This window comes from Vibrio qinghaiensis, from assembly GCF_002257545.1.
GTDB lineage: Bacteria > Pseudomonadota > Gammaproteobacteria > Enterobacterales > Vibrionaceae > Vibrio > Vibrio ordalii.
The window spans coordinates 1,730,979-1,754,099 of record NZ_CP022741.1 but is presented as its reverse complement, the minus strand read 5'-3'; the positions used below and the strand labels follow the sequence as shown (position 1 = coordinate 1,754,099).

General features: G+C 44.8%; 20 protein-coding genes. 15 read left to right on the top strand and 5 right to left on the bottom strand.

From position 1 onward, the window contains the following. Positions 1 to 40: 40 nt before the first annotated feature. Positions 41 to 1,237 carry a methyltransferase gene (locus tag CCZ37_RS08015; RefSeq protein ID WP_094500255.1) on the top strand — a complete coding sequence of 399 codons (1,197 nt, stop codon included), beginning with the start codon at positions 41 to 43 and terminating at the stop codon, positions 1,235 to 1,237. A gap of 59 nt (positions 1,238 to 1,296) precedes the next feature. Here the strand turns inward: CCZ37_RS08015 and ald are convergent, their stop codons facing one another. Then, a complete protein-coding gene (gene ald / locus CCZ37_RS08010; protein ID WP_010317442.1) occupies positions 1,297 to 2,421 on the bottom strand; it encodes an alanine dehydrogenase in 1,125 nt (374 codons plus the stop codon). Between the two features lie 156 nt (positions 2,422 to 2,577). On the opposite strand from ald, the gene lrp reads away from it, so the two are divergent. Both lrp and CCZ37_RS08000 read left to right on the top strand, forming a co-directional pair. Beyond that, the gene (gene lrp / locus CCZ37_RS08005) at positions 2,578 to 3,072 is read left to right on the top strand and encodes a leucine-responsive transcriptional regulator Lrp (RefSeq protein ID WP_010317439.1); all 495 of its coding nucleotides are present in this window, start codon (positions 2,578 to 2,580) and stop codon (positions 3,070 to 3,072) included. 201 nt (positions 3,073 to 3,273) lie between these two features. Next, positions 3,274 to 6,150, top strand: a complete 2,877-nt coding sequence (locus CCZ37_RS08000) for a DNA translocase FtsK (RefSeq protein ID WP_094500254.1) — start codon at positions 3,274 to 3,276, stop codon at positions 6,148 to 6,150. A gap of 105 nt (positions 6,151 to 6,255) precedes the next feature. Here the strand turns inward: CCZ37_RS08000 and CCZ37_RS19030 are convergent, their stop codons facing one another. Further along, on the bottom strand, positions 6,256 to 6,423 hold the full coding sequence (locus CCZ37_RS19030; protein ID WP_010317436.1) for a hypothetical protein: 168 nt from the start codon (positions 6,421 to 6,423) through the stop codon (positions 6,256 to 6,258). Between the two features lie 307 nt (positions 6,424 to 6,730). On the opposite strand from CCZ37_RS19030, the gene htpX reads away from it, so the two are divergent. The 9 genes from htpX to CCZ37_RS07950 all read left to right on the top strand — a co-directional run bounded on the left by htpX (position 6,731) and on the right by CCZ37_RS07950 (position 13,873). Further along, a complete protein-coding gene (gene htpX, locus CCZ37_RS07990) occupies positions 6,731 to 7,594 on the top strand; it encodes a protease HtpX (RefSeq protein ID WP_094500253.1) in 864 nt (287 codons plus the stop codon). A gap of 222 nt (positions 7,595 to 7,816) precedes the next feature. Further along, on the top strand, positions 7,817 to 8,236 hold the full coding sequence (locus CCZ37_RS07985; protein WP_167372399.1) for a nuclear transport factor 2 family protein: 420 nt from the start codon (positions 7,817 to 7,819) through the stop codon (positions 8,234 to 8,236). Beyond that, entirely contained in the window at positions 8,233 to 8,955 is a 723-nt protein-coding gene (locus tag CCZ37_RS07980; protein ID WP_094500251.1) for an SDR family NAD(P)-dependent oxidoreductase, read from the top strand. The genes CCZ37_RS07985 and CCZ37_RS07980 overlap by 4 nt, the downstream gene beginning before the upstream one ends. Before the next feature lie 30 nt (positions 8,956 to 8,985). Next, entirely contained in the window at positions 8,986 to 10,260 is a 1,275-nt protein-coding gene (locus CCZ37_RS07975; RefSeq protein ID WP_167372398.1) for an NAD(P)/FAD-dependent oxidoreductase, read from the top strand. Then, positions 10,260 to 11,000: a DUF1365 domain-containing protein gene (locus tag CCZ37_RS07970; protein ID WP_094500249.1), complete on the top strand. Its 741-nt coding sequence runs from the start codon at positions 10,260 to 10,262 to the stop codon at positions 10,998 to 11,000. Before CCZ37_RS07975 ends, CCZ37_RS07970 begins: the two co-directional genes overlap by 1 nt. 51 nt (positions 11,001 to 11,051) lie before the next feature. Further along, the gene (locus tag CCZ37_RS07965) at positions 11,052 to 12,299 is read left to right on the top strand and encodes an SAM-dependent methyltransferase (protein WP_088728773.1); all 1,248 of its coding nucleotides are present in this window, start codon (positions 11,052 to 11,054) and stop codon (positions 12,297 to 12,299) included. Continuing rightward, positions 12,299 to 12,796, top strand: coding sequence for a DUF2878 domain-containing protein (locus tag CCZ37_RS07960; protein ID WP_094500248.1), 498 nt, complete (start codon positions 12,299 to 12,301; stop codon positions 12,794 to 12,796). Before CCZ37_RS07965 ends, CCZ37_RS07960 begins: the two co-directional genes overlap by 1 nt. Next, positions 12,774 to 13,349 (top strand): chalcone isomerase family protein, encoded by a 576-nt coding sequence (locus CCZ37_RS07955; RefSeq protein WP_094500247.1) that lies wholly within the window; start codon positions 12,774 to 12,776, stop codon positions 13,347 to 13,349. The genes CCZ37_RS07960 and CCZ37_RS07955 overlap by 23 nt, the downstream gene beginning before the upstream one ends. Further along, positions 13,346 to 13,873, top strand: coding sequence for a DUF3833 domain-containing protein (locus tag CCZ37_RS07950; RefSeq protein ID WP_094500246.1), 528 nt, complete (start codon positions 13,346 to 13,348; stop codon positions 13,871 to 13,873). Before CCZ37_RS07955 ends, CCZ37_RS07950 begins: the two co-directional genes overlap by 4 nt. 43 nt (positions 13,874 to 13,916) lie before the next feature. On the opposite strand, the gene CCZ37_RS07945 is transcribed toward CCZ37_RS07950, so the two are convergent. Further along, positions 13,917 to 16,211 carry a YgiQ family radical SAM protein gene (locus CCZ37_RS07945; RefSeq protein ID WP_094500814.1) on the bottom strand — a complete coding sequence of 765 codons (2,295 nt, stop codon included), beginning with the start codon at positions 16,209 to 16,211 and terminating at the stop codon, positions 13,917 to 13,919. A 213-nt stretch (positions 16,212 to 16,424) separates the two neighbouring features. Continuing rightward, positions 16,425 to 17,924, bottom strand: coding sequence for a S1 family peptidase (locus CCZ37_RS07940; protein ID WP_094500812.1), 1,500 nt, complete (start codon positions 17,922 to 17,924; stop codon positions 16,425 to 16,427). Between the two features lie 525 nt (positions 17,925 to 18,449). On the opposite strand from CCZ37_RS07940, the gene CCZ37_RS07935 reads away from it, so the two are divergent. The 3 genes from CCZ37_RS07935 to CCZ37_RS07925 all read left to right on the top strand — a co-directional run bounded on the left by CCZ37_RS07935 (position 18,450) and on the right by CCZ37_RS07925 (position 21,971). After that, positions 18,450 to 20,924 carry a sensor domain-containing phosphodiesterase gene (locus CCZ37_RS07935; protein ID WP_094500245.1) on the top strand — a complete coding sequence of 825 codons (2,475 nt, stop codon included), beginning with the start codon at positions 18,450 to 18,452 and terminating at the stop codon, positions 20,922 to 20,924. 96 nt (positions 20,925 to 21,020) lie between these two features. Then, positions 21,021 to 21,701 (top strand): hypothetical protein, encoded by a 681-nt coding sequence (locus CCZ37_RS07930; protein WP_010316944.1) that lies wholly within the window; start codon positions 21,021 to 21,023, stop codon positions 21,699 to 21,701. Positions 21,702 to 21,770: 69 nt separating this feature from the next. Continuing rightward, positions 21,771 to 21,971, top strand: coding sequence for a DUF4250 domain-containing protein (locus CCZ37_RS07925; protein WP_010316942.1), 201 nt, complete (start codon positions 21,771 to 21,773; stop codon positions 21,969 to 21,971). A 73-nt stretch (positions 21,972 to 22,044) separates the two neighbouring features. On the opposite strand, the gene metR is transcribed toward CCZ37_RS07925, so the two are convergent. After that, positions 22,045 to 22,956, bottom strand: coding sequence for an HTH-type transcriptional regulator MetR (gene metR / locus CCZ37_RS07920; RefSeq protein WP_094500810.1), 912 nt, complete (start codon positions 22,954 to 22,956; stop codon positions 22,045 to 22,047). Positions 22,957 to 23,121: the final 165 nt, after the last annotated feature.

The following is a 23,121-nucleotide window of genomic DNA, read 5'->3' as shown; positions in this document are numbered from 1 at the left end:
AACCATCACCTCCTAGAATTGGCCTTTCTAGGGGGGATGTATGCGCGCGCTTTTCAAACATATCGATGCTTTTTTAATTGAAAACCAACGTTTTTGGCGATTTGAGCCCTTTCATCATAGTGGCTTAGAAAGTTCACCTTGGAAACATTCAGATCATAGGCTGGATCAGTGGTTGCAAACGCTATCTTTGGACAGTATCGATAGCTTAAAGTCATCGCCGCAAACGCTCATTGAGCAACTTTATCCGTATGTCGAGGGGTTAAAAGAAGCCGATATCATGATTAGGCTTCAAGATGCCCCTCGTACTACTCAGCAAGCACTCAGCCCTTACTTAGTGCAGGGGATCCCTGGCAGAAAGCTAGAACAAATTCGTTTAATGAGCGAATCACTCCTCTGTAGGCATTCTGGAACGGAATGGCTAGAGTGGTGTGCGGGTAAAGGTTTTTTAGGTCGAATTATCGCAGCCCAGTCAAAACAAAAAGTCACTAGTTTTGAATATCAGTCGCAGCTCTGTCATGCAGGGCAAGCTTGCGCCGATGAACATGATCTTCCGATGCAATTTATTCAAGGAGACGCTTTTGAGCCGCAAGCGTTTGGCGTTTTCAATACCAATCAGCATGCCGTCGCTTTACATGCCTGTGGTGATCTCCATGTTCGCCTACTTGAATATTCCGTTGCTCATCGCTTGCCTGCGATTACGTTTTCACCATGTTGCTACCATTTAATCAAAGCCGATAGCTACCAACCCATATCCAGCTACGGTCGTACTTCTTCTCTTTCCTTATCCAAACAAGAGCTGCGTATTCCGCTGCAAGAAACCGTTACGGGGGGAGAGCGGGTTCGCCGTCATCGTTTGCAAGAAATGACGTTTCGTTTGGGCTTTGATTTATTGCTAAGATCTGAACTTGGGCACCATCAATATTGCCCAATTCCGAGTCTCAAAAAATCACAACTAGCCGAAGGGTTTTTAGCTTTTTGTCATTGGGCGGCAGCACAAAAAAGCATTGCATTACCAGAAGTTGATTGGCCTGCTTATGAACATAAAGGTGAGCAGCGTTTTTGGCAGATGGAAAGGATAGGGCTAGTGCAGCAGGCATTTCGCCGCATAATTGAACTTTGGTTGGTGTTGGATAAGGCACTTTATCTTCAAGAGCAAGGTTATGAGGTGCAGGTTGAACAGTTTTGCGCTAAAAAAGTAACGCCACGCAATATATTGGTTCACGCTTATAAAAAATGAAAGCCAAGCGCATGACGCACTTGGCTAAGAATTGAGAGCCTTACCGCAAATTGTTATCGTTAGTTAAACAGAGCGATAGCTTCAGATGGCTCAAGATATTCAAGGTTGAAACTCTCGGCGACCTCTTTGCAGGTGACTTTACCGTGTATCACGTTTAAACCTTCTAGGAATCCTTTATCCTCTAATAATGCACGTTGATAACCTTTATTGGCCAGTTTAACAATGTAAGGCAACGTTGCGTTATTCAAGGCGAAAGTTGATGTGCGAGCCACAGCGCCTGGCATGTTTGCGACGCAGTAATGAACGACGTCATCAACGATATAGGTCGGGTCATCATGAGTGGTAGCATGTGAGGTCTCAAAGCAGCCGCCTTGGTCAATTGCCACATCAACGACCGCAGAGCCAGGTTTCATTCTAGAAATCAGATCTTTAGTAACGAGTTTAGGAGCTGCTGCTCCGGGGATCAGTACTGCGCCTATTACTAAATCGGCTTCGAGGACGTATTTTTCAATTGCATCCTTTGTTGAATATACCACTTTAGCCTGGCCTTGGAATTCTTCATCGAGTTTACGCAGCATATCAACACTTCGGTCGAGAATTGTCACATCAGCACGCATTCCGACCGCAATTCTGGCTGCGTTGGCACCGACTACACCGCCACCAATCACCACCACTTTCGCTGGTGCGACTCCAGGTACACCACCTAGTAATAAACCGCAGCCTGCGTGTGATTTTTCTAAACACTGCGCACCTGATTGAATAGACATTCGACCAGCGACTTCAGACATTGGTGCTAATAGTGGCAAGCGACCCATATTATCTGTTACAGTCTCGTAGGCTATACAGACAGCTTTGCTCTTGATTAGCTCCTCAGTTTGTGGAAAATCTGGAGCTAGATGTAAATAGGTAAATAAAATTTGGCCTTCGCGGAGCATTGCTCGTTCAGCAGCCTGAGGTTCTTTGACCTTAACAATCATTTCTGCTTTCGCAAAAATGTCAGAAGCAGTAGGAAGAATGGATGCGCCTACAGCGATGTAATCATCGTCTGAAAAGCCGATGCCGGAACCGGCATTTGTTTCAACATAAACTTGGTGACCGTGTGAGACAAGTTCGCGCACGCTTGCGGGAATCATGCCCACACGATATTCGTGGTTTTTGATTTCTTTAGGAACTCCAATGATCATCCTGACTCCTTAGGTTTTTTTGGTTGTTATAACTATATGTAGGGTTGTTGTTTCGAATTTGTGACTAGTATAGATGTGAATGTGTAAAATTTGATACTGAATATTAAAAAGTTGTAGTATATATTTTTGCAAGGAAGTAATAAGGTGGAATAAAAAATGGCAGACAACTATAAAAGGCCGTCCAAGGATTTAGACCGTATCGATCGCAATATTTTGAATGAATTGCAGAAAGATGGTCGTATTTCGAATGTAGAATTATCAAAACGAGTGGGTTTATCTCCAACCCCCTGTTTAGAGCGTGTACGTCGTTTAGAGCGTCAAGGTTTCATTACCGGTTATACCGCGTTGTTGAATCCACAATATCTTGATGCTTCGCTGTTGGTATTTGTGGAAATTACACTGAATCGTGGTGCACCTGATGTGTTTGAACAGTTTAATACCGCGGTTCAAAAACTGGATGACATTCAAGAATGCCATCTTGTCTCGGGTGATTTTGACTATCTTCTCAAAACTCGAGTCTCAGACATGGGCGCGTATCGTAAATTGCTGGGTGACACTCTATTGCGTTTGCCTGGAGTCAATGACACTCGTACTTATGTTGTGATGGAAGAAGTGAAGCAAAGTAACCAACTGGTTATCAAAACTCGATAATGCTAGATTGTCTGAATAGTGGTACTTCTTTCCACATTCTGACGTTCGCCAATTGGGTTTTTGACCTTGATGTGGTTAAATCGCACAACAAACCGAGCGGCTTTTGCCGCTCGGACTGTTTTCACCCAAACTGTTTTCACCCCAACCAACGCATCAAGCGCAATAAACCTTGAGTGTTGGCGTTAATCAGAATCTAGGTTTATGTTCAAAGAGAACCAAAATAAAGTTGAGACCATTATTAAGACCAGTGAAGAGCCTCAGTCTTCACGCCTCAATGGATTGCAACGCCTGAAAGAGTGTGGGCTTATTGTCGCCGTTCTTGCCTCTGTGCTTCTTTCCATCGCTTTATTGACATTTAGCCCCGCCGATCCTTCATGGTCGCAAACCGCGTGGGGAGGCGATATTGAAAATGCAGGCGGTATTATTGGAGCCTGGATTGCCGATACCTTATTCTTTGTTTTTGGATCTTTGGCCTACCCAATTCCGTTCATTATAACCGTATTAGCATGGGTCTTTCTGCGTAAAAGAGACGCGAATGAACCCCTTGATTTTGTGTTGTGGGGAACGCGTTTACTTGGCTTAACTATCTTGATTTTGACTAGTTGTGGCCTTGCGGATATTAACTTTGATGATATTTGGTATTTTTCATCTGGTGGTGTGATTGGGGATGTCTTAACCAGTTTGGCGTTGCCAACGCTTAATTTATTAGGTTCAACCTTAGTATTGCTCTTTTTATGGGGCGCTGGTTTTACGCTGCTAACGGGTATCTCTTGGCTAAGCATCGTGGAATGGTTAGGGACGATGAGTATTTCTCTTGGCATTGCGTTGATCAATCGCCTACGAGGTGAGAAAGATGAAGATATTGCGCCCGTTTTGTCGCCCATGGAACTGTTGCCGCTTGAATCATCATCCCCAGACTTAGCTGTTGTTGAGTCTAGGTCGTCAGATCAAGAGTATGTCAAACCTACTCTCGATGCGTTTGATGCTGAGCATCCGCCAGCTGTAGATGTCGAACAGGAACAGACTCACTCGCCAAGACGTTTTAATATTCATATGCCAAAGGTCAAAACTCAGGCTGACACTTCGTCTACATGTAGTGAAACTCACTCGGATGAAGCGCCATTTGATCGCAGCAAGCAGCTTAGCGCAACGATTGAAGAGTTAGAATCTGTTGCGTTGGAAGAAGATGACCTTGCACTTTCATCGGCTAACTGGGTAGATGAGCGAGCTAATGAGCATCAAGCATTAGCCAATGCCGACCTTGATGCCAGTCAAGAGGCTCAGCAATATGCATGGGTAGAGGACGAAGAGGTGAGTGCTCCGTCGCTCAATATGACAGAAGTTGATCTTGATGTGTCGCGTGTTGAACCCGTTATTTCCAACTTGGATGTGCTGGATGAAGATGAATCAGATCAAGCGTTGGCTGCTGATCTTGATGTGATGTCAGAAGATGACGAGCCACCGTTAGGCCAGCAAGACAGTGATGTGACGGCTTTTCAGAACATGGTGTCTTCGGCTCAGGCGAATATGGCGGCCAAGCAAAACCCATTTTTAATGCAAAAAGAAACTAACCTGCCAAAACCGACGGAGCCACTACCGACGTTAGAGCTTCTGTATCACCCAGAAAAGCGTGAACACTTTATTGACCGAGAGGCATTAGAGGAGGTTGCTCGTTTGGTTGAATCTAAACTCGCGGATTACAAAATCCAAGCGCAAGTGGTTGATATCTTTCCGGGGCCGGTTATCACTCGTTTTGAACTAGATTTAGCTCCAGGCGTAAAAGTGAGCCGTATTTCTAGCCTATCGATGGATTTGGCGCGTTCTTTGTCGGCGATGGCGGTGAGGGTGGTTGAAGTGATCCCTGGCAAACCTTATGTTGGCCTTGAACTGCCAAACATGAGTCGTCAAACCGTCTATTTGTCAGATGTTATAAAAAGTCGTCAATTCCAAGAAGCAAAATCACCGACGACCATCGTTTTAGGGCAAGACATTGCAGGTGAAGCACTGGTCGCGGATTTAGCCAAAATGCCGCACGTGTTGGTGGCTGGTACAACAGGTTCAGGTAAGTCAGTTGGGGTCAACGTGATGATCCTCAGCATGCTTTATAAAGCGAGCCCAGAAGACGTTCGTTTTATTATGATTGACCCGAAAATGTTAGAGCTATCGATCTACGAGGGCATTCCTCACCTGTTAGCTGAAGTCGTGACTGACATGAAAGACGCATCAAATGCTTTACGTTGGTGTGTGGGTGAAATGGAACGTCGTTATAAATTAATGTCTGTGCTTGGTGTGCGTAACATCAAAGGCTTCAATGATAAGCTAAAAATGGCCGCTGCTGCTGGTCACCCCATCCACGATCCTTTGTGGAGAGAAGGGGACAGTATGGAGAGCGAACCGCCACTGCTGGAAAAACTGCCTTACATTGTCGTGGTTGTTGATGAATTTGCTGATCTGATGATGGTGGTGGGTAAAAAAGTAGAAGAGTTGATCGCGCGTTTGGCACAAAAGGCTCGTGCTGCGGGTATTCACCTTATTTTGGCCACTCAGCGCCCATCGGTTGATGTGATCACCGGTTTAATCAAAGCGAATATTCCGACCCGCGTTGCGTTTACCGTGTCGACTAAAACCGACTCAAGAACTATTTTGGACCAAAGTGGTGCAGAATCACTGCTCGGTATGGGCGATATGCTCTATCTACCACCGGGTTCTAGCCACACGATCCGGGTTCACGGTGCGTTTGCCTCGGATGAAGATGTGCATGCGGTGGTAAACAACTGGAAAGCACGTGGTAAGCCGAACTACATAGAAGAGATCACTTATGGTGACCAAGGACCAGAAGCCTTGCTACCCGGTGAGAAGATGGAAAGTGATGAAGAAGTGGATCCGCTATTTGATCAAGTGGTTGAACATGTAGTGGAAACGCGTCGAGGTTCAGTTTCAGGTGTACAACGCCGATTTAAAATCGGTTACAACCGCGCTGCAAGAATTGTAGAGCAACTTGAAGCACAAGGTATCGTGAGTGCTCCCGGCCATAATGGCAATCGCGAAGTATTATCACCAGCGCCGCCGCGAGATTAATCACGGTCATTGTAGGCAACACAAACAAAACAGCGCCACCCATGATGCCATGAGCGGCGCTGTTTCAATTTAGCTAGCATAAACTGTTACCAGTCTTGCTAACGGCTATTTTTCTTGCATTAGCCCCATAAGAGCTTGTTGCGTGTCAGATATTTGCTGCTGTGCGGCAGGTGTACTGCCAATTCCCAATTGCTGTTTCGCTTCATCTTCAGAGAGACCTAAGTGGCAACACAGTAAATCAATCGCCATTTGATAGTTGCTCGTTTCAGCCATGATGTTGTCCTTTGTCTTTCGAGAATGTCTATTTCTAACGCAATGTAGTCGTTTTAAACGGGTGCCTCAATACGACCAAAGTCTTATGTGTCTCTGTTCTTATGCGATTGATGAGCGAATAGCTCTAATCTGATTATTTCGCGAAAGATTTTACATATCGCTCTGCTGCAGACATTAAATGTTTCAATTTATCGCTTAACCTTGTTTTTCAAATCTTAGACTATATGTATATGAAAAATTGTGTGGGTTCATGCTAGCGTCGCTCGCAGCCTACACTCATAATAAGATTTTCATTCGGAGATAAGTAATGAAACGAGTCATGTTATTTCTAGCAACCAACCTTGCGGTGGTTCTGGTTCTTAGCCTTGTATTAAATATTGTTTATGCTGTGACGGGGATGCAGCCCGGCAGTTTATCTGGCTTGCTAGTCATGGCCGCGTTGTTTGGCTTTGGCGGTTCATTTATTTCATTATTGATGTCAAAGAGTATGGCTCTGCGCTCGGTTGGTGGAATGGTGATTGAAAGTCCACGTAACGAAACAGAACACTGGTTACTGCAAACTGTGAACCGTCAAGCTCAGCAAGCCGGCATTGGTATGCCAACGGTGGCAATTTATGATTCACCGGACATCAACGCTTTTGCAACTGGCGCTAAGCGTGATGATTCCCTCGTCGCTGTTTCAACAGGGTTATTGCACAGCATGACACGAGACGAGGCGGAAGCGGTATTGGCGCATGAAGTGAGCCATATTGCCAATGGCGATATGGTTACGATGACCTTAATGCAGGGTGTGGTTAATACCTTCGTTATTTTCTTATCGCGCTTTATCGCAAACATTGTGTCATCTCGTGATTCAGAAGAGGGTGGCGGCAGCAATATGATGGTCTACTTTGGTATCTCTATGGTGCTGGAATTGGTATTTGGCTTCCTAGCAAGCTTTATTACGATGTGGTATAGCCGTCATCGCGAATTCCATGCTGATGCTGGTGCAGCAAAGCTGGTGGGTAAACACAAGATGATTGCGGCGTTAGAGCGTTTAAAAGTGGGGCAAGAATCTCAATTGGAAGGTTCAATGATGGCTTTTGGTATCAACGGTAAACGTTCAATGACGGAATTATTGATGAGTCATCCACCGCTTGATAAACGCATCGCCGCTTTGCGCAATAGTTAATCTAAGCTAACTAAAAAAGAGAAGGCCAGCGAATTACGCTGGCCTTTTTGATCACCGTAACTATTGAAATCTGGGTCTTTATTTGCTTTTTTTGATCTTAATTTCTCTTAACCACGTATGAACCGAAAAGATATAAAGTTATACAAGAAATATTTTGTATAACTAAGTGACTTGTACTATTTTGTACATGTGAAGTTTTTGTATAACTTATGGAAACGTACAATGGATGTCGAATCGGTTGCTGAGGTTTACCGTAAACTCAACAAAGAGAACTTACCTTTATTACGTCAGGTTTATCACGACAATGTCCTTTTTGAAGATGCAGCACATCGTATTGAAGGTTGGATAGCACTATCAGACTATTTTGCTCGTTTATATCAAAACGTACAGCGTTGCGATTTTACTATCCATGATCATCAACAAGTCGGTGACGGCGGCTTTCTCACATGGACTATGTCTCTGCAGCATCCTCGGTTAGCTCGTGGAAAGCTTATACAAGTACAAGGGATGAGCCATCTCAAGTTTCAAGATAACCAAGTCATTTATCACCGTGATTATTTTGACTTGGGAGAAATGCTCTACGAACAAATACCGCTGCTGGGAAGTGTTATCCGTTCGATTAAACAAGGGTTAGGGCAATGAAGAGTGTACTCATCACCGGAGCCACTTCTGGTATTGGTTATCAGTTAGCTGTCGATTATGCAAAAACGGGTTGGCAAGTGATTGCTTGTGGGCGTAACCAAGACAAGCTTAATCAAATGCACCAAGAGTATCCGCAGATCTACGGTATTGCATTTGATATTACTCAGTTAGAAGAGACCAAAGCTGCGTTATTTGAGCTGCCTTTTGTTCCGGCACTATGGCTTCTTAACGCTGGCGATTGTGAATACATCGATCATGGCCAAATGGACTCTCTTCGGTTAAAGCGAGTGTTTGACGTCAATGTGTTGGGCTTAGCTCATTGCATTGAGGCGATACAACATCACTTTGTCGCTAACCAGCGTGTGGCGATCGTCGGTTCCATCGCCAGTGAAATAGCGCTGCCAAGAGCCGAAGCCTACGGCGCTTCTAAAGCGGCGGTTAGCTACCTAGCACGCTCACTTATGCAAGATTGGCGAGCGCAAGGCGTTGCAGTGACTATGATTTATCCGGGGTTTGTTGCTACGCCTTTGACTGATAAAAATAGTTTTGCGATGCCAATGATGGTCAGTGCCGATTATGCATCACAGGCGATTCGCCGTGGGTTGGAAAAAGGCAAAACCACCCTCTATTTTCCGGCCCGTTTTACGAGCCTGTTACGTTTGATTGGCAGCTTGCCCTATGCATGGCAAGGCAGATTAGTTGCGGCATTACTTAAATAACGAGCTGTTTTGTAATTAAAGGACTTGAGTATGAAAATCGCCATTATTGGTAGTGGTATTTCCGGTTTAACATGCGGCTATTATTTGCATAAACACCATGATGTCACCGTGTTTGAAGCTAATCATTACATCGGTGGGCATACTGCCACGGTGGACATTGAGCTTGATGGCCAAAATCACGCGGTTGATACTGGTTTTATCGTATACAACGACCGGACCTACCCAAATTTTATCGCCATGATGAATGAGATTGGCGTGAAAGGCATTCCGACTCAAATGAGTTTCAGTGTGCGTAACGATGCGAATGGGTTGGAATATAATGGACATACCGCAACTACACTGTTTGCACAAAAACGGAATTGGCTAAATCCCGTCTTTTACCGCTTTATTTTTGAAATCATTCGCTTCAATCGGCTAGCGAAACAGCAAGCAGAACAAGTGCATCAATCAATGCAAACCTTAGGTGATTTCTTACTTGAGCACCAATTTTCTGACTATTTTTGTGAAAATTATATCTTACCGATGGGAGCGGCTATCTGGTCATCTTCCTTGGCTGATATGCGGGTTTTTCCGTTAAGTTTCTTTTTGCGTTTCTTCCTCAACCATGGCCTGCTAGAGATCACTAACCGACCACAATGGTATGTGGTTGAAGGCGGATCGCGCGCGTACATCGAACCCTTGACGCAAGGTTTTAAAGATAAGATTCATCTTGATAGCCCAGTTACACAAGTCAAACGCGGCTCGGCAGGTGTCGAGCTCGTTGTTAATGGGCAATCACACCACTTTGATCATGTAATTTTTGCATGTCACAGCGATCAGGCATTAGGTATGTTAGAGCAACCGACAGAGGCTGAGCAAGAAGTGCTCGGCGTAATGCACTATCAAGCCAATGAAGTCACTTTACATACCGACACATCACTGCTGCCTAAGCGAAAAGCCGCTTGGGCGGCTTGGAACTATTGGCTTGATGGCAGTCCAGAGCAAGAATCGCGTTTACCAGCGCTGACCTACAATATGAATATCTTGCAGCATATTAAAGGCGCTCATACTTTTTGTGTATCGCTCAACAGCGGTGACCGCATTGCTGATGAGAAAGTGTTACGACAGTTTACTTATCACCACCCGGTATTCACCACGCAATCTATCGCGGCTCAGCAACGCAAGCCTGAAGTCAACGGTGTGAATAACACTTGGTACTGTGGCGCTTATTGGCGCAATGGTTTTCATGAAGATGGCGTGACCAGTGCGCTGGATGTTGTGACACAACTTGAAGCGCAAGCGCAGCAGTTAAAAGGCGCGGCGTGATGGAGACTGAGTCCAACAGTTGTTTGATGGTTGGCATGGTACGTCATCGACGCTTTACACCGATTGAACATGCACTCAATTATCCATTGTTTATGCCGTGTATTGATCTCGATGAACTGGAGCAACTGAGTGATTCAGTTTGGGGGTTTGGCGAAAAATGGTGGCACTGGGCGCGTTTTCAGCGAGCCGATTATCTTGGTGAAGGGGATTTAAAACAGTGCATACAAGATAAAGTTCATGAGCTGACGGGCGACCGCTGCTCTGGAAAGGTGATGGCGGTATGTCATCTTCGTTATTTAGGAATCTATTTCAGCCCGGTTAATTTCTACTATCTTTATGATCAGCAAGGTGAATGGCAATACTTGTTGGCGGAAGTAAGTAATACACCTTGGAATCAACGGCACTACTACGCGGTAAAAGCACAAGCGGGAGAAGAGCAGCAACAGTGGCGTCACCAAAAGGCGTTTCATGTTTCTCCATTCAATCCTCTTGATCAGCAATATCATTGGAAGTTGAAGCCGCTTGGTTCGTCACTGAGTGTACATTTGGAATGCCATAAAGAAGGTAAAGTTTTCGATGCGACTTTATCGATGAAGGCACAACCATTTAACTCAAAAAATTTGCTTAAGTTATTGATCAAAACACCCGTGATGGCCGTAAAAGTGACGATAGGTATATACTGGCATGCTTTAAAACTGTGGCTTAAAGGAGCACCTTTCTACTCCAATCCACATTCATAAATACGCAAAATCTACACAGAGACAGTGTCTAAATAACAAGGAGAACGCTCAATGCTTAATTCACAAACTCTCGCGTTGCCCAAGCAACTGACAGGGTTGCAAAAGAGTGCAAGAAGCTTCATTTTTCGCTGTCTACAGCGTTTAGACGTCGGTACTTTAACCATCATTGAAACCTTTTCCAATGAAGGTGCGTCCAGTCAGGAGACTTTTGGCGAACTGAAAGAGCATCAACCCCATGCAACTATTGAAATACATCACCCTCATTTTTACGCTCGTTTATTAAAAGGGGGGAGTATTGCCGCGGGTGAGGCCTATATGGATGGTTGGTGGGATAGCCCAAATTTGACCAGCCTAATGGAACTGATGGCTCGTAATGTCAGTGCATTAGATGGCATTGAAGCGCGCAGCAGTGTGTTGACCAAGCTTTTCTATAAAGTCAGCCACTGGCTCAATCGAAATTCAATTGATAAAGCCAAAGAGAATATTCACGCCCATTACGATCTAGGCAATGATCTCTACCACACCTTTTTAGACAGTAATATGCTCTATTCCAGCGCGTTGTTTCTGCATCCGGACGAAACGTTAGAGCAGGCGCAAATCAATAAAATGGAACGTTTGTGCCAGCAGTTGCAACTCAAAGCAAGCGATCACGTGATTGAGATTGGCACTGGTTGGGGCGCAATGGCGATTTACATGGCCAAAACTTACGGCTGTCAGGTTACGACGACCACTATTTCTGAAGAGCAGCATTACTATACCGCGCAGCAAATAGAGCGGCAGGGGCTGGGGAGTCAAATCACCTTGCTCAAGCAAGATTACCGCCTGCTACAAGGTCAGTACGATAAATTAGTTTCGATAGAGATGATCGAAGCGGTCGGTAAAGAGTACCTTTCCTCTTATATTGAAAAGTGCCAGTCACTACTAAAACCCAACGGTTTGATGGCGATTCAAGCCATTACCATCGCTGATCAACGTTATGACTATTACAGCAATAGTGTCGATTTCATTCAAAAATACATTTTCCCCGGCGGTTTTTTACCCTCAATTACCGCATTGACCACAGCGGCGACACAGCACAGCGATTTAGTGGTTCGCAACCTGTTTGATCTTGGTCCTGACTATGCGCATACCCTTGCCCATTGGCGTCACCGTTTTGAGGTCGCAAAACATCAAGTTTCACAACTCGGGTATGATGAGCGATTCACGCGTATGTGGCGTTACTATTTCTGCTACTGCGAGGGTGGTTTTTTAGCAAAATCCATCAGCACCGTACATATGACCTTGCAAAGGCCGATGTAATGAAAATGCTGTTTGCTGTCTCTCTTTGGTTTCAAGCGATCTGGTTTGTTGCTGTGTTGGGGACAGAACATTTGCAGTGGGTGGCATTGGGCATGGTATTAGCCGCATTTATGTTCTCCTTACGGCACTTTTCCTATCCTTTGGAAAGAGTGATCGCGTTAACCATGGTGGGTATTATTATCGATGCCCTTAACCAGTATTTCGGACTATTCCGTTTTGCGACCAATGATTTTCCCATTTGGTTAATGGTGTTATGGGGCGCTTTTTCTTGGTATGCCTCCTATTTAGTGGTACTGCTAAAACGTTATCCATCCAAACTCATTTGTTTGATGGTCGGCGTGTTAGGCAGTTTAAGTTATTGGGCGGCAGAACGTTTAGGCGCTGTACATTTTGGTTGGCCATTGGGCTTGACTATGGCCATCTTGTGGCTGCAGTGGGTGATGATCGGTGCATTGATACTTAGGGTATTTAGCGATGATGTTGGCAAAGAGAAATAGGCTAAAAATACGGCATTTACTGGTAGTGATTGTTCTTTACAGCTTTGCAAATAGCGCTTTTGCCTCAATGGTAGAAGACAAACTGACCGAGTGGCAAACTTGGCCAGTGATTGGCCAAGCGAATTTAAGCTGGTTATGGCTAGATATTTATTCCTCGCAGCTGCGTACTCCTTCAGGGCAGTACGAGCAAGGAAGTGATTTATCACCTCATCCCTTAGCACTGGAAATTGAATATCAGCGTGACATCAGTAGTAAACAGCTGGTGGAATCGACCGCAGAGCAGTGGCAAAAACTCAAATTAACCGAGCAACAAGTTGCGCCGTGGCTGGTGCATCTATCGTCCATTTTCCCCAGCGTTACTGAGGGTGACCGCTTGATTTACACCTCCGATGGACAGCAGGGCGCTTTTATTTTTCATCCTAAGAACGGTGTTCAAGCGCAGGTTGGTACAGTAGTCGACGAAGCGTTAAATGAAGCCTTTCTCGCGATATGGCTGTCGCCACAGACGCAATACCCACACTTACGCAAGCAATTGATAGGAATGCAACCATGAAAGCGATAGCCAGACGCAGTTATCTGTTACTTCTACTTTGGTTAGTGGGGTGCAGCGCTGATCTCACTCAATACCAATCCACGCAACCTAAGTTTGATCTATTTGAATACTTCTCTGGTCGAACGTTAGCATGGGGCATGGTGCAAGATTATACGGGGATGCAAACGCGTCGTTTCGAGGTTGTCATTGACGGAACAGCTGAGGGCAATAAACTCACTTTGGTCGAAGATTTCAACTTTGATGATGGTGAAAAGAGTCAAAGGGTATGGGTGATTGAACGCTTTGCCGATGGAAAATATATCGGCCAAGCGGATGATGTATTAGGCCAAGCCCAAGGTGAAGAAGTGGGTAACGCTTTGCGTTGGCAATATGATTTTTCCTTACCTTATGGTGATTCTGCGCTAACCGTTACCTTTGACGACTGGCTTTACCGGCAAGATGAAAAGCGGGTGTTTAACCTGACTAAAATTAAAAAATTTGGTATCGAGGTCGGTAAACTAACGCTGTTCTTTGAAAAACAATAAGGCTCCTTACGGAGCCTTATTGTTTTAGCTTATGAATGTAATGTTATCTCTGTTCTGCACGTGGCGCTCTTGGTTTAGAGGTTTGAGCAAACGGTTTGCCTTTACTTGTCGGGCGAGAGTGTGCAGGTTTAGATGCGCCACCTTGGTTTTTCTTACTGTTGTCTGTCGCGCTGCTAGCGCGTGATTTGCTTGGTGAAGTAGCGTTCTCTTTACGCGGGTTAAGAGCATCAAAACCCGGCTGAGTTTTGGTGTGTTTGGTCGCAAAACGGTTCGCTCCGTGACGTCCCGACTTACGACGCTGCGCAGGCGTGAGTGCATCCACATCATTCGCAGGCACTAAGCAGTTAGGTTTATCACCAATCAAATGCTTTTTACCCATGTTGATCAAGGCTTCACGGATAATTGGCCAGTTTAATGGGTCATGATAGCGTAGCAGCGCTTTGTGCAGCCTGCGTTGACGCTCTCCCTTTGCGACAGTCACTTCTTCACGTTTTTTGTATTTCACCCGTTTGAGCGGGTTAGTCTCTGAGTAATACATCGCGGTTGCATTACACATTGGCGATGGATAGAAGTTCTGCACCTGATCACACTCAAAATTGTTTGCTTTTAGCCACAGTGCCAAATTGAGCATATCTTCATCTTCCGTACCGGGATGCGCGGAAATAAAATAGGGGATGAGGTACTGTTTCTTACCTGCTTCAGCGCTGTACTTCTCAAACATCTCTTTGAAGCGATTATAGGTGCCCATACCCGGTTTCATCATCAGATCAAGCGGATTCTTCTCGGTATGTTCTGGGGCGATCTTGAGATAGCCTCCTACGTGATGCGTGACCAATTCACGTACATATTCAGGAGATTCAATCGCCAAGTCATAACGCACACCAGAGGCGATCATCACTTTTTTAATGCCTTTGACTTTGCGCGCTTCACGATAGAGATCAATCGTATGTTTGTGGTCGGTATTGAGCTTATGGCAAATTCCGGGGAAAACACACGATGGGCGGCGGCAGTTCATCTCAGCTTTAGGATCACTACAACCTAAACGGTACATGTTCGCCGTTGGCCCACCCAAATCCGAAATGGTTCCAGTAAAGCCGGGAACTTTATCGCGGATCTCTTCCATCTCATTCAAAATCGACTCTTTTGAACGGTTTTGGATAATGCGCCCTTCATGTTCGGTAATCGAGCAGAATGAACAACCACCAAAGCAGCCGCGCATGATATTAACCGAGGTTTTGATCATGTCGTAAGCCGGAATTTTACTTTTGCCATACATAGGGTGAGGCACGCGTGCGTAGCTCAGGCCAAACACGTAATCCATCTCTTCTGTGGTGAGTGGAATCGGAGCTTGGTTGACCCACAATTCACGGTCGCCATGACGCTGAATCAGCGCCCGACCAGAGTAGGGGTTGGTTTCTAAATGCAGTACACGGCTTGCATGCGCGTATAAAATCCGGTCATTATTGAGCTTTTCAAAAGCAGGCAAACGAACCGCTGTTGTAGCGGCATCATGGCGAGAAGGACGAATGGTGATTGGCTTTGCTTCGGCTTCTTTTTCTTGATTAGTTTCACACTGCGTTTCCACCGCGTAAGGGTTCACGGGAACAAACGCTTTACCGGGTTTCTCAATGCGTGATGAGTCAATGATGGTGTAATGCTCAGGCTCAGCGGCTAGGTTCACGGCCGTGCCGCGAATATTAGTCATATCAGCGATGTTATCGCCATTGGCTAAGCGGTGCGCTACTTCAACCAATGCGCGCTCTGCGTTACCAAACAGCAGTATGTCGGCTTTAGCATCAAACAGCACAGAACGGCGCACTTTGTCTGACCAATAGTCATAATGGGCAACGCGGCGTAAACTGGCTTCGATACCACCGAGCACCAGTGGCACATCTTTATAAGCCTCACGACAACGCTGTGAATAGACAAGTGTGGCGCGATCTGGACGTTTGCCACCTTCATTATTGGGTGTGTAAGCATCATCATGACGTAATTTTTTGTCAGAGGTGTAGCGGTTGATCATCGAATCCATGTTGCCGGCCGTGATGCCAAAAAACAGGTTGGGTTTTCCCAGCGTCATGAAAGCGTCTTTATTTTGCCATTGCGGCTGGGCAATGATCCCAACGCGAAAGCCTTGCGCTTCGAGTAAACGGCCAATGATCGCCATACCAAAACTGGGGTGATCCACATAAGCGTCACCCGTGACGATCACGATGTCACAGCTGTCCCATCCTAGGGCATCCATCTCCTTTTTACTGGTTGGCAGGAAAGGTGCGGTTCCAAAGCACTCTGCCCAGTATTTTTTATATTGATGAATAGGAGTGACGTTGCTGTGCATATTTTGACCTCTGATTAATGAGCCGCGCATTATAACGACTTGCACTGGTAGTATCTAGCGGAACATTGGCTTTGCGTTCTATTTATAAAGAAAATTATTAATAAAGTGAGTGGTAAGTGTGTCGGAGAGATACTAAGTGATATGTGATAAGAAGGATGCAGCAATAGTAAAAAGGTCAACCAGTAATAAAACGGGTTGACCTTTAGACAAGAGTTAGTGGCTCATGTAACGACGTCGAATCAATAAGGCTGACAGCATTGACAATAAAGTCATTCCACCAGTGCTACCGCCGCCTGAACCTCCTGAAACTGGGGGTAAGGTAAAGGAGTAAGGCTTTTCATATTTCAAATTTTTGATATAAGCCGCATCATTGCCAGTTGCTGTATTTGATGTCTTTACGTATTCAAAGCGTATATCGTTGACTTCATCATTCAAATATAACGTTCTGTTGCCACTACGTTCACCATCTTCGATTATGTAAGTGCTACCGTTCACTTTCACAATTAAGGAATCATAAAGAAAAGTAGAGGAGACTTGGAAATCAAAGCTTACTTTTCCTCTGGGGACGTTTTCAAGAAACAAAACCGATCTCGCTTTATCGTTCATAATGGCAGAACGTAGCCAACCACCTTCTTCTAGCCAAGGGTTTACATTCACACTAATACTGCTATTGGGTATGGTAATTAACCCCTCTAGTGATTTTGCAGCAGGTTGTAGAACCGTATTGAGCTTTAGTGATGAGGTGACGGTACCTAAATTTAGTGGGCTGTTAGTGTCAATCTCTAAGCGCACATCAGCAGGTGTCATTGAATCAATGGCATAAGAAACATCAACATAACATTGGCTACTCGGAGCCAAGCCTTGTGAGCAGTTTTCGGCTGTGATATTTGCAGAAGCTGGAGACAGTGTGACGTTGTTTGCGGTAATAACCTCATCAGAGCCGTTTACAAAATGAAAGCGATGGGTATGAAGCCCATATTTAATCTCGTTTTTGTGTTGAGATTGTCGGAAAGAAACCTTTGATGTTCTTTGAGTCAGCCAATTATTAAAATGGTCGACTTTGGCATAAACGCCAGCCGCGTCTTGTAAGCCGCAACCACGCCCCCAACTAACGACACCATATTGAATAAAATTACCGCCGTCATTGATAAAAACGGGGCCACCGCTATCACCTTGACAGGTATCTTGCGGGTAACTGGTTGCACAAAAAGCGTCATTTCTTATACGAGGGTAGTTACTACCACCTAAAGCTTGACACGTTGCAGTATCCATTAACGATATTTCTGCTTTACGTAATACTTGAGAAGGATTGCTCGATTTATTCAACAGTTGATTGTAACTCGTTGTACCAAAGCCAATGGTCTCTAGAACCGTGCCAGCACCTAGTGCATCAAGAGCACCAGTATTAGGTCGAGTGACTGCTTGTATTGGTAATGACGTTTCTAATTCAAGGATCGCGATGTCGTTGAATCTTTCGTTATAGTCAGCATGAGTTTCATCATCATAAGCTTCATGATAATAGATTTGTTTGACTTTCACCCGACGACCGGCATTAGTACGTAAGTCATACGCTCCAACCGTCACTTCAATATCCTCTGCATTGAGCGGATTTTTTCCTGTTACGCAGTGAGCAGCGGTAAGTACATACTTATCACCCAAGTAGCTGCCACCACAAAAAGAGCTTTGAAGAGTTGAATAGTGTAAGGCAACCATAAAGGGAAAGTTACCCGCGTCAGCAGGAGTGCCATTGATGATTCTAGTTGATATTCCGGATTCCGTTCCAGAAGCACTGAACTGAAAAGATGTAAACAGAAGCGCTCCTAGCGCGACTGAAAAAAGGGGTTTGTTCATAAGTACCTCGGATTAGTTTTCCCAACACCTCTTGCACCTCTTGGGTTTGGGAATGGTACCATATAGCCGCTAATGAATCTCGTCAATTAATTATAACTATCATATCGACAAGATATATTAATCAAGGTGGGTAAAATGATAATTCTCAGTAGGTTGTTTATTGAGTATTGTGGTTGTTTTTTATTCGCATTTCTTTTTGTAACAAAAAGTCAAGGTCATTTCTTTTGAGGTGTATTGATGTACGGCGTTGTTATATGGTTTGTCTGGGCTAAAATAATAAATAGGCAACTGCACTTACATCATTAGTGCTAACTCACGACTTGCGGTTAAGTTTTACTCTATGCTGTAAAGGTCAATAGTAAATAATTTGAATAAGTTGGAGTGAATATGACGCAGGTAACGTCTCAAGAGCCACGAGAAAAGACAGTGCTCCGAGAACCGCCAGTGGCTCGATATGATGCGATTGATTGGTCGTTGAACCTGACGACCTCAGAGTTTATTTGCGATTTAAAAGCGCCGAATACCTTGCTTGATTCCAGTGTTTCGATAGCCAATATCCAAGAATTATTGCGTTATATGACGCCGAGTAAAGCCGCAGAGATGAAGCGCTGCTTCAAGTATGTGATTGAAAGTGGCAAAAGCTATGCCTTAAATTGCAACCTCGTCATTCCGAACCAAGCGTTAACCTATGTGGAGATTTTTATCGAGCGTACCTCTCTCACGCAGTTGCAAGGTACGATTCGACCGCTGCTCAAACTGGAATCATTGCAAGAGGTGGCCAAGCTTTTTGAAGGAGTGTTTGAGAATACACATCATGGTTTGATCCTAACCGACGATCAAACGCGGATTTTGGCCTGTAACCACTATTTTGAGCAGCATTCAGGTTTCAAACAAAATGAGTTACTTGGGTTACAAGCCAATATATTTAATGCAGGCAAGCATTCCAAAGAGTTTTTCCAATCGATGTGGCATGACATCAACACTAAAGATCATTGGAGCGGTGTCATTCTCAATAGGCGGGCATCTGGGCTGGTCGCACCACAAGAATTAACTATCCAAAAAATCGCACTGCAAGATGGCCGAGTGTTCTTTGTTGGGATGACGCTTGATTTAGCCGATAATCTTCATCGGGTCGCTGATACTGCGCTTGGTGACATCGATCTTTTAACTCAACTGTTCACTGAACAAAAATTTAAAACCCTACTTAATACCTACTGCACGGAACATTCACAAGATCGAACACATATAGTACTCGCTTTTCAGCCTAATTTTGAATCTGAGCGGCATCACACCGCAACCTTGATGCTCTCTAGCTTTTTAGCACGTAGTAAAGAAGCAAAGTTGGTGGGCTATGCGGGCAAAGATATCTATTTAGTGAGCTTGAGTTGTTCTGAGTGTAAAAAAAACACCGATTTTAACCTTATTCAGCATGCGATTCGCCGCTTTATGAAAGAGTTAAAGAACGAATCCAGCTCACACCTTGCTGTCATTAATGGCCGAATTGGTGTGTCTGTTTTAGGGTTCGATGCAAAAACACCAGCTCGGATGGTGACGCATGCGATGCAAGCAATGCTTGAGCAGCATGCAGGAGAAGCGCGTAACATCAGTTTCTATCACAGTGAAATACACCAGCAGGTTAAGCGCAGGAAAAATTTGGAAGAGCTAGTCACCAAAGCAATTGCTGAGAAAGATTTAGAGATACACTACCAACCGATAGTTGATACTAAAACATGGAACATTGCAAAATTTGAAGCGTTATGCCGTTTTAAGCCTGTGCCCGATTTACCTTTTACCACGCAAGAAATGATTAATATAGCGGAAGAGTTAGATTTGATTGCCGAGCTTGATCGTTGTGTCAGTATTTTGTCTTTGCAAGATTTACCCAAGATAAAAACCTTGTTTGGCCAAGGTGTTGGGGTAACAATCAACCGCTCTTTCAATACCAAAATGGATGCGACGCAGATTTTAGCCAATACCATGGAGATCATTGATCGCTACACGGATACGCCTCAGTCAGTCACCATTGAGCTAACCGAAAGCGCCTATTTTGATAGCCAATCTCATCAGGTTGATGCCCTCAATGCTCTTCGATCGCGTGGCGTAACGGTTGCAATTGATGATTTTGGTACGGGTTATTCCTCTTTTACCTACCTCAGCGATTGCAATTTTGATTATTTAAAAATAGATCGCGAGTTTGTCACGGACATTCAGGTCAACAGCAATAAATACAGTATTGTTAAAATGATCACTGAGCTGTCGCACACACTCGGCGTGAAAGTGGTTGCTGAAGGGGTGGAAACGGAGCATGAGGTTTGGGTGCTTAAGTCATTAGGTATTGATTACATGCAGGGCTATATTTTTTCAAAACCCCGGCCTTTGAAAGAGTTAATCCATGCAAAGGAGTATCACAGCCGTTTTGCGTATTCACGACCAAAAGCGGAACCAGAGCAACAACCCAACTGCTTATTCAACTTGTTTAAAGGAGGGAAACCTCATTTGGATCCTAGCGATCCGCTTTCTCTCGTTCATCAATATTTTAAAGCAACTAAAGTTGATTCGTTACCTGTGGTGAACCAAGGTGCATGTGTCGGCATCGTTGATATTGCTTCACTCAATTTACATCTTACACCGAATATGGGAACTGATCTTGAAACCACGCGTGAAGCGGCCGTATGGCGTAAGCCCGTCAATCAGATCATGAAGTTTCATTTCACTCAGCTTGACGCGTACACCGAGCTAAATCAAGTGGTGAATTTGATCGAAAAAGGACATGATTTTCCATGGGTATTGGTCGATAACAGTCGTTACAAAGGCTTATTGACTCAAGGAGACGTGCTGAGGTACTTGGCCGAAAGTCGGTAACCTTCTCTGGGCATTCGCGCTTACTCTTTGCTATTATTCTTTGCTATTATTCTTTGCTATTATCGCGCCCAGATGTTTCCAGATGATGTTTCGATTATGATTCAAACCTTACTTTCTGTTTTTTCACCCATGCTGCTCGGTGCGCAAATGCTACTGACACTAATATTGGTCAAAGGAGATATTTGCCCTGGGCAACGTGGCCGTATTCATCGCGTCTTGCCAGCCATTGGTGTGCTTTGGTTGGCTGTGGCTTCACTGAAAATTGAAGCCTTTTTGGTTGTATTTTCCATCTTCTATTTCTATTCACAAGTTCAAACCAAGAAAACTCGAGATCAAGGTCCGTTATGGGCACTGTATTTAGCGAATGGTCTTGCCTTGTCTTATGTCGCGATTCAGATATCAGAGCAGGGCCACTGGCCAGCTTCTATCGCCATGTTGCTGTTGGTCGGTTTGTTGGGCGCGAGTTTCTCGCACCTTCTACTAACGATAGCGCGCTCGCGTTTACAAGCTTTCCATCGAGTTCTACCCGTTGTGGGCATTCTCTGCTCGATGGGGATCGCTTTATGCGTTGTGCCGCACGCGTACGGGTTAGATGACGAAACGTTGGCTCAAGCAACATTGCCGTTGCTAACGACATTCGGTTTCATGATTGCAGGTATTATCGTGTGGTGCTGGCATATCCTGTTTGCCAAAAGCGCTGAGAAAATTCAATTAACGGCAGCCTTGTTATTGATCTTGGCAGCCAGTATTTGTTTTCAAGGTTTGTTTAATCTCTAGATCTGGGTCACTCTTTAGTGCGAATTTTACCGCTAGTCTTTAGTGGTCTCTTTGCTATAGGAGTGAGCCATGGATTTGAGTAACGTCAGCCGTTTTGATAGCAATATATTACTTGGCATCGTCAATGAGAAGCTACGCTTAGAGTGTGACAGCTTCGAAGAGCTTGCCAGTATGTATGAAATGGATAGAGAAAATGTAGTCGGTAAGCTGGATGTTTTAGGCTACCAATACGACCCACTGACCAACCAATTTAAAGCGAACCAACGCTAGTGCTAAGCAGCGTGCAGTGACAGTTAACCAACCGCACTGTCATTCAAATAGCCATGTCGACACGACGAATAGTTTAAGCCATCTTGATCCCGTCAAGGTGGCTTTTGCATTGTTGGCGCGCGGTGGCAAAAAAAGCTTGTAAATAGTGGCGATCTTTTTCGCTGTGGCGTGTTGCGGCAAATAGTCGACGCCATAAACCTTTCCCTAGTGGCTTGCTGGTAATAAGCCCCTGCCTAGAGAACTCGCTGATGGCCCAATTTGGCAGTGCTGCCACACCTAATCCAGCAGAGACCATTTGTACTAGCATCAAAGTGTTATCAGCTTGTTTCCATTTGGCGGGTTCAACTCCGGCTGGTTGTAGAAAGTGTTTCACCACATCCAAACGCTGCTTTTGTACGGGGTAAGTGAGCATCGTTTGTGAGGCGAGATCCTCTGGCTCAATCACCGATTTTCCCGCAAGTAGGTGAGTTGTAGAGGTGATAAGGCGCATTTCAAAATCAAAGAGTGGTTCGTAATGTACCTCTGAGCGAGGCAAAATATCGGAAGTGATGACCAAATCAAGTTCGCCGGCCAGCAATGCGGGTAAAGGTTCAAAGCCAAAGCCGGACGAAAAATCTAACGTCACACTTGGCCAAGCAAGCTGATATTCGCGCAGCGCTGGCATCAACCATTGAAAGCAAGAGTGGCATTCAATCGCCATGTGTAAGCGCCCATTGACGTCTTCTTTCAAGCTGGCCAAGTCATTTTCAGCTCTGGCCAGCTTTGGCAGGATCTCGTCAGCCAGTTTCAGTAGGATCTCTCCTTCTGAGGTAAATTTTACTGGGCGAGTTTTGCGTAGAAACAGTGGCCCGCCAATGCGTATTTCGAGATCTTTAATCTGATGTGAAAGGGCCGATTGCGTCAAATGGAGCGCGGTAGCTGTTGAGGTGAGTGAGCCGCTGTCCCTTAAAGAAACTAAAGTCTTCAGATGCTTAAGTTCAATCATTGCCATTATTTTCCTTCATTCCTTTGAGAGAACGGTGGTTGATACCAATATCGTGGGTCGCATCAACACGGTGATCATTCTGCTGTTCTGAGCTAAGTTACGCTTTTAATATGGAGCTGTAAACATCTAGACGTCTATTTATCTTGATGTTAATTAAAGCTCTCT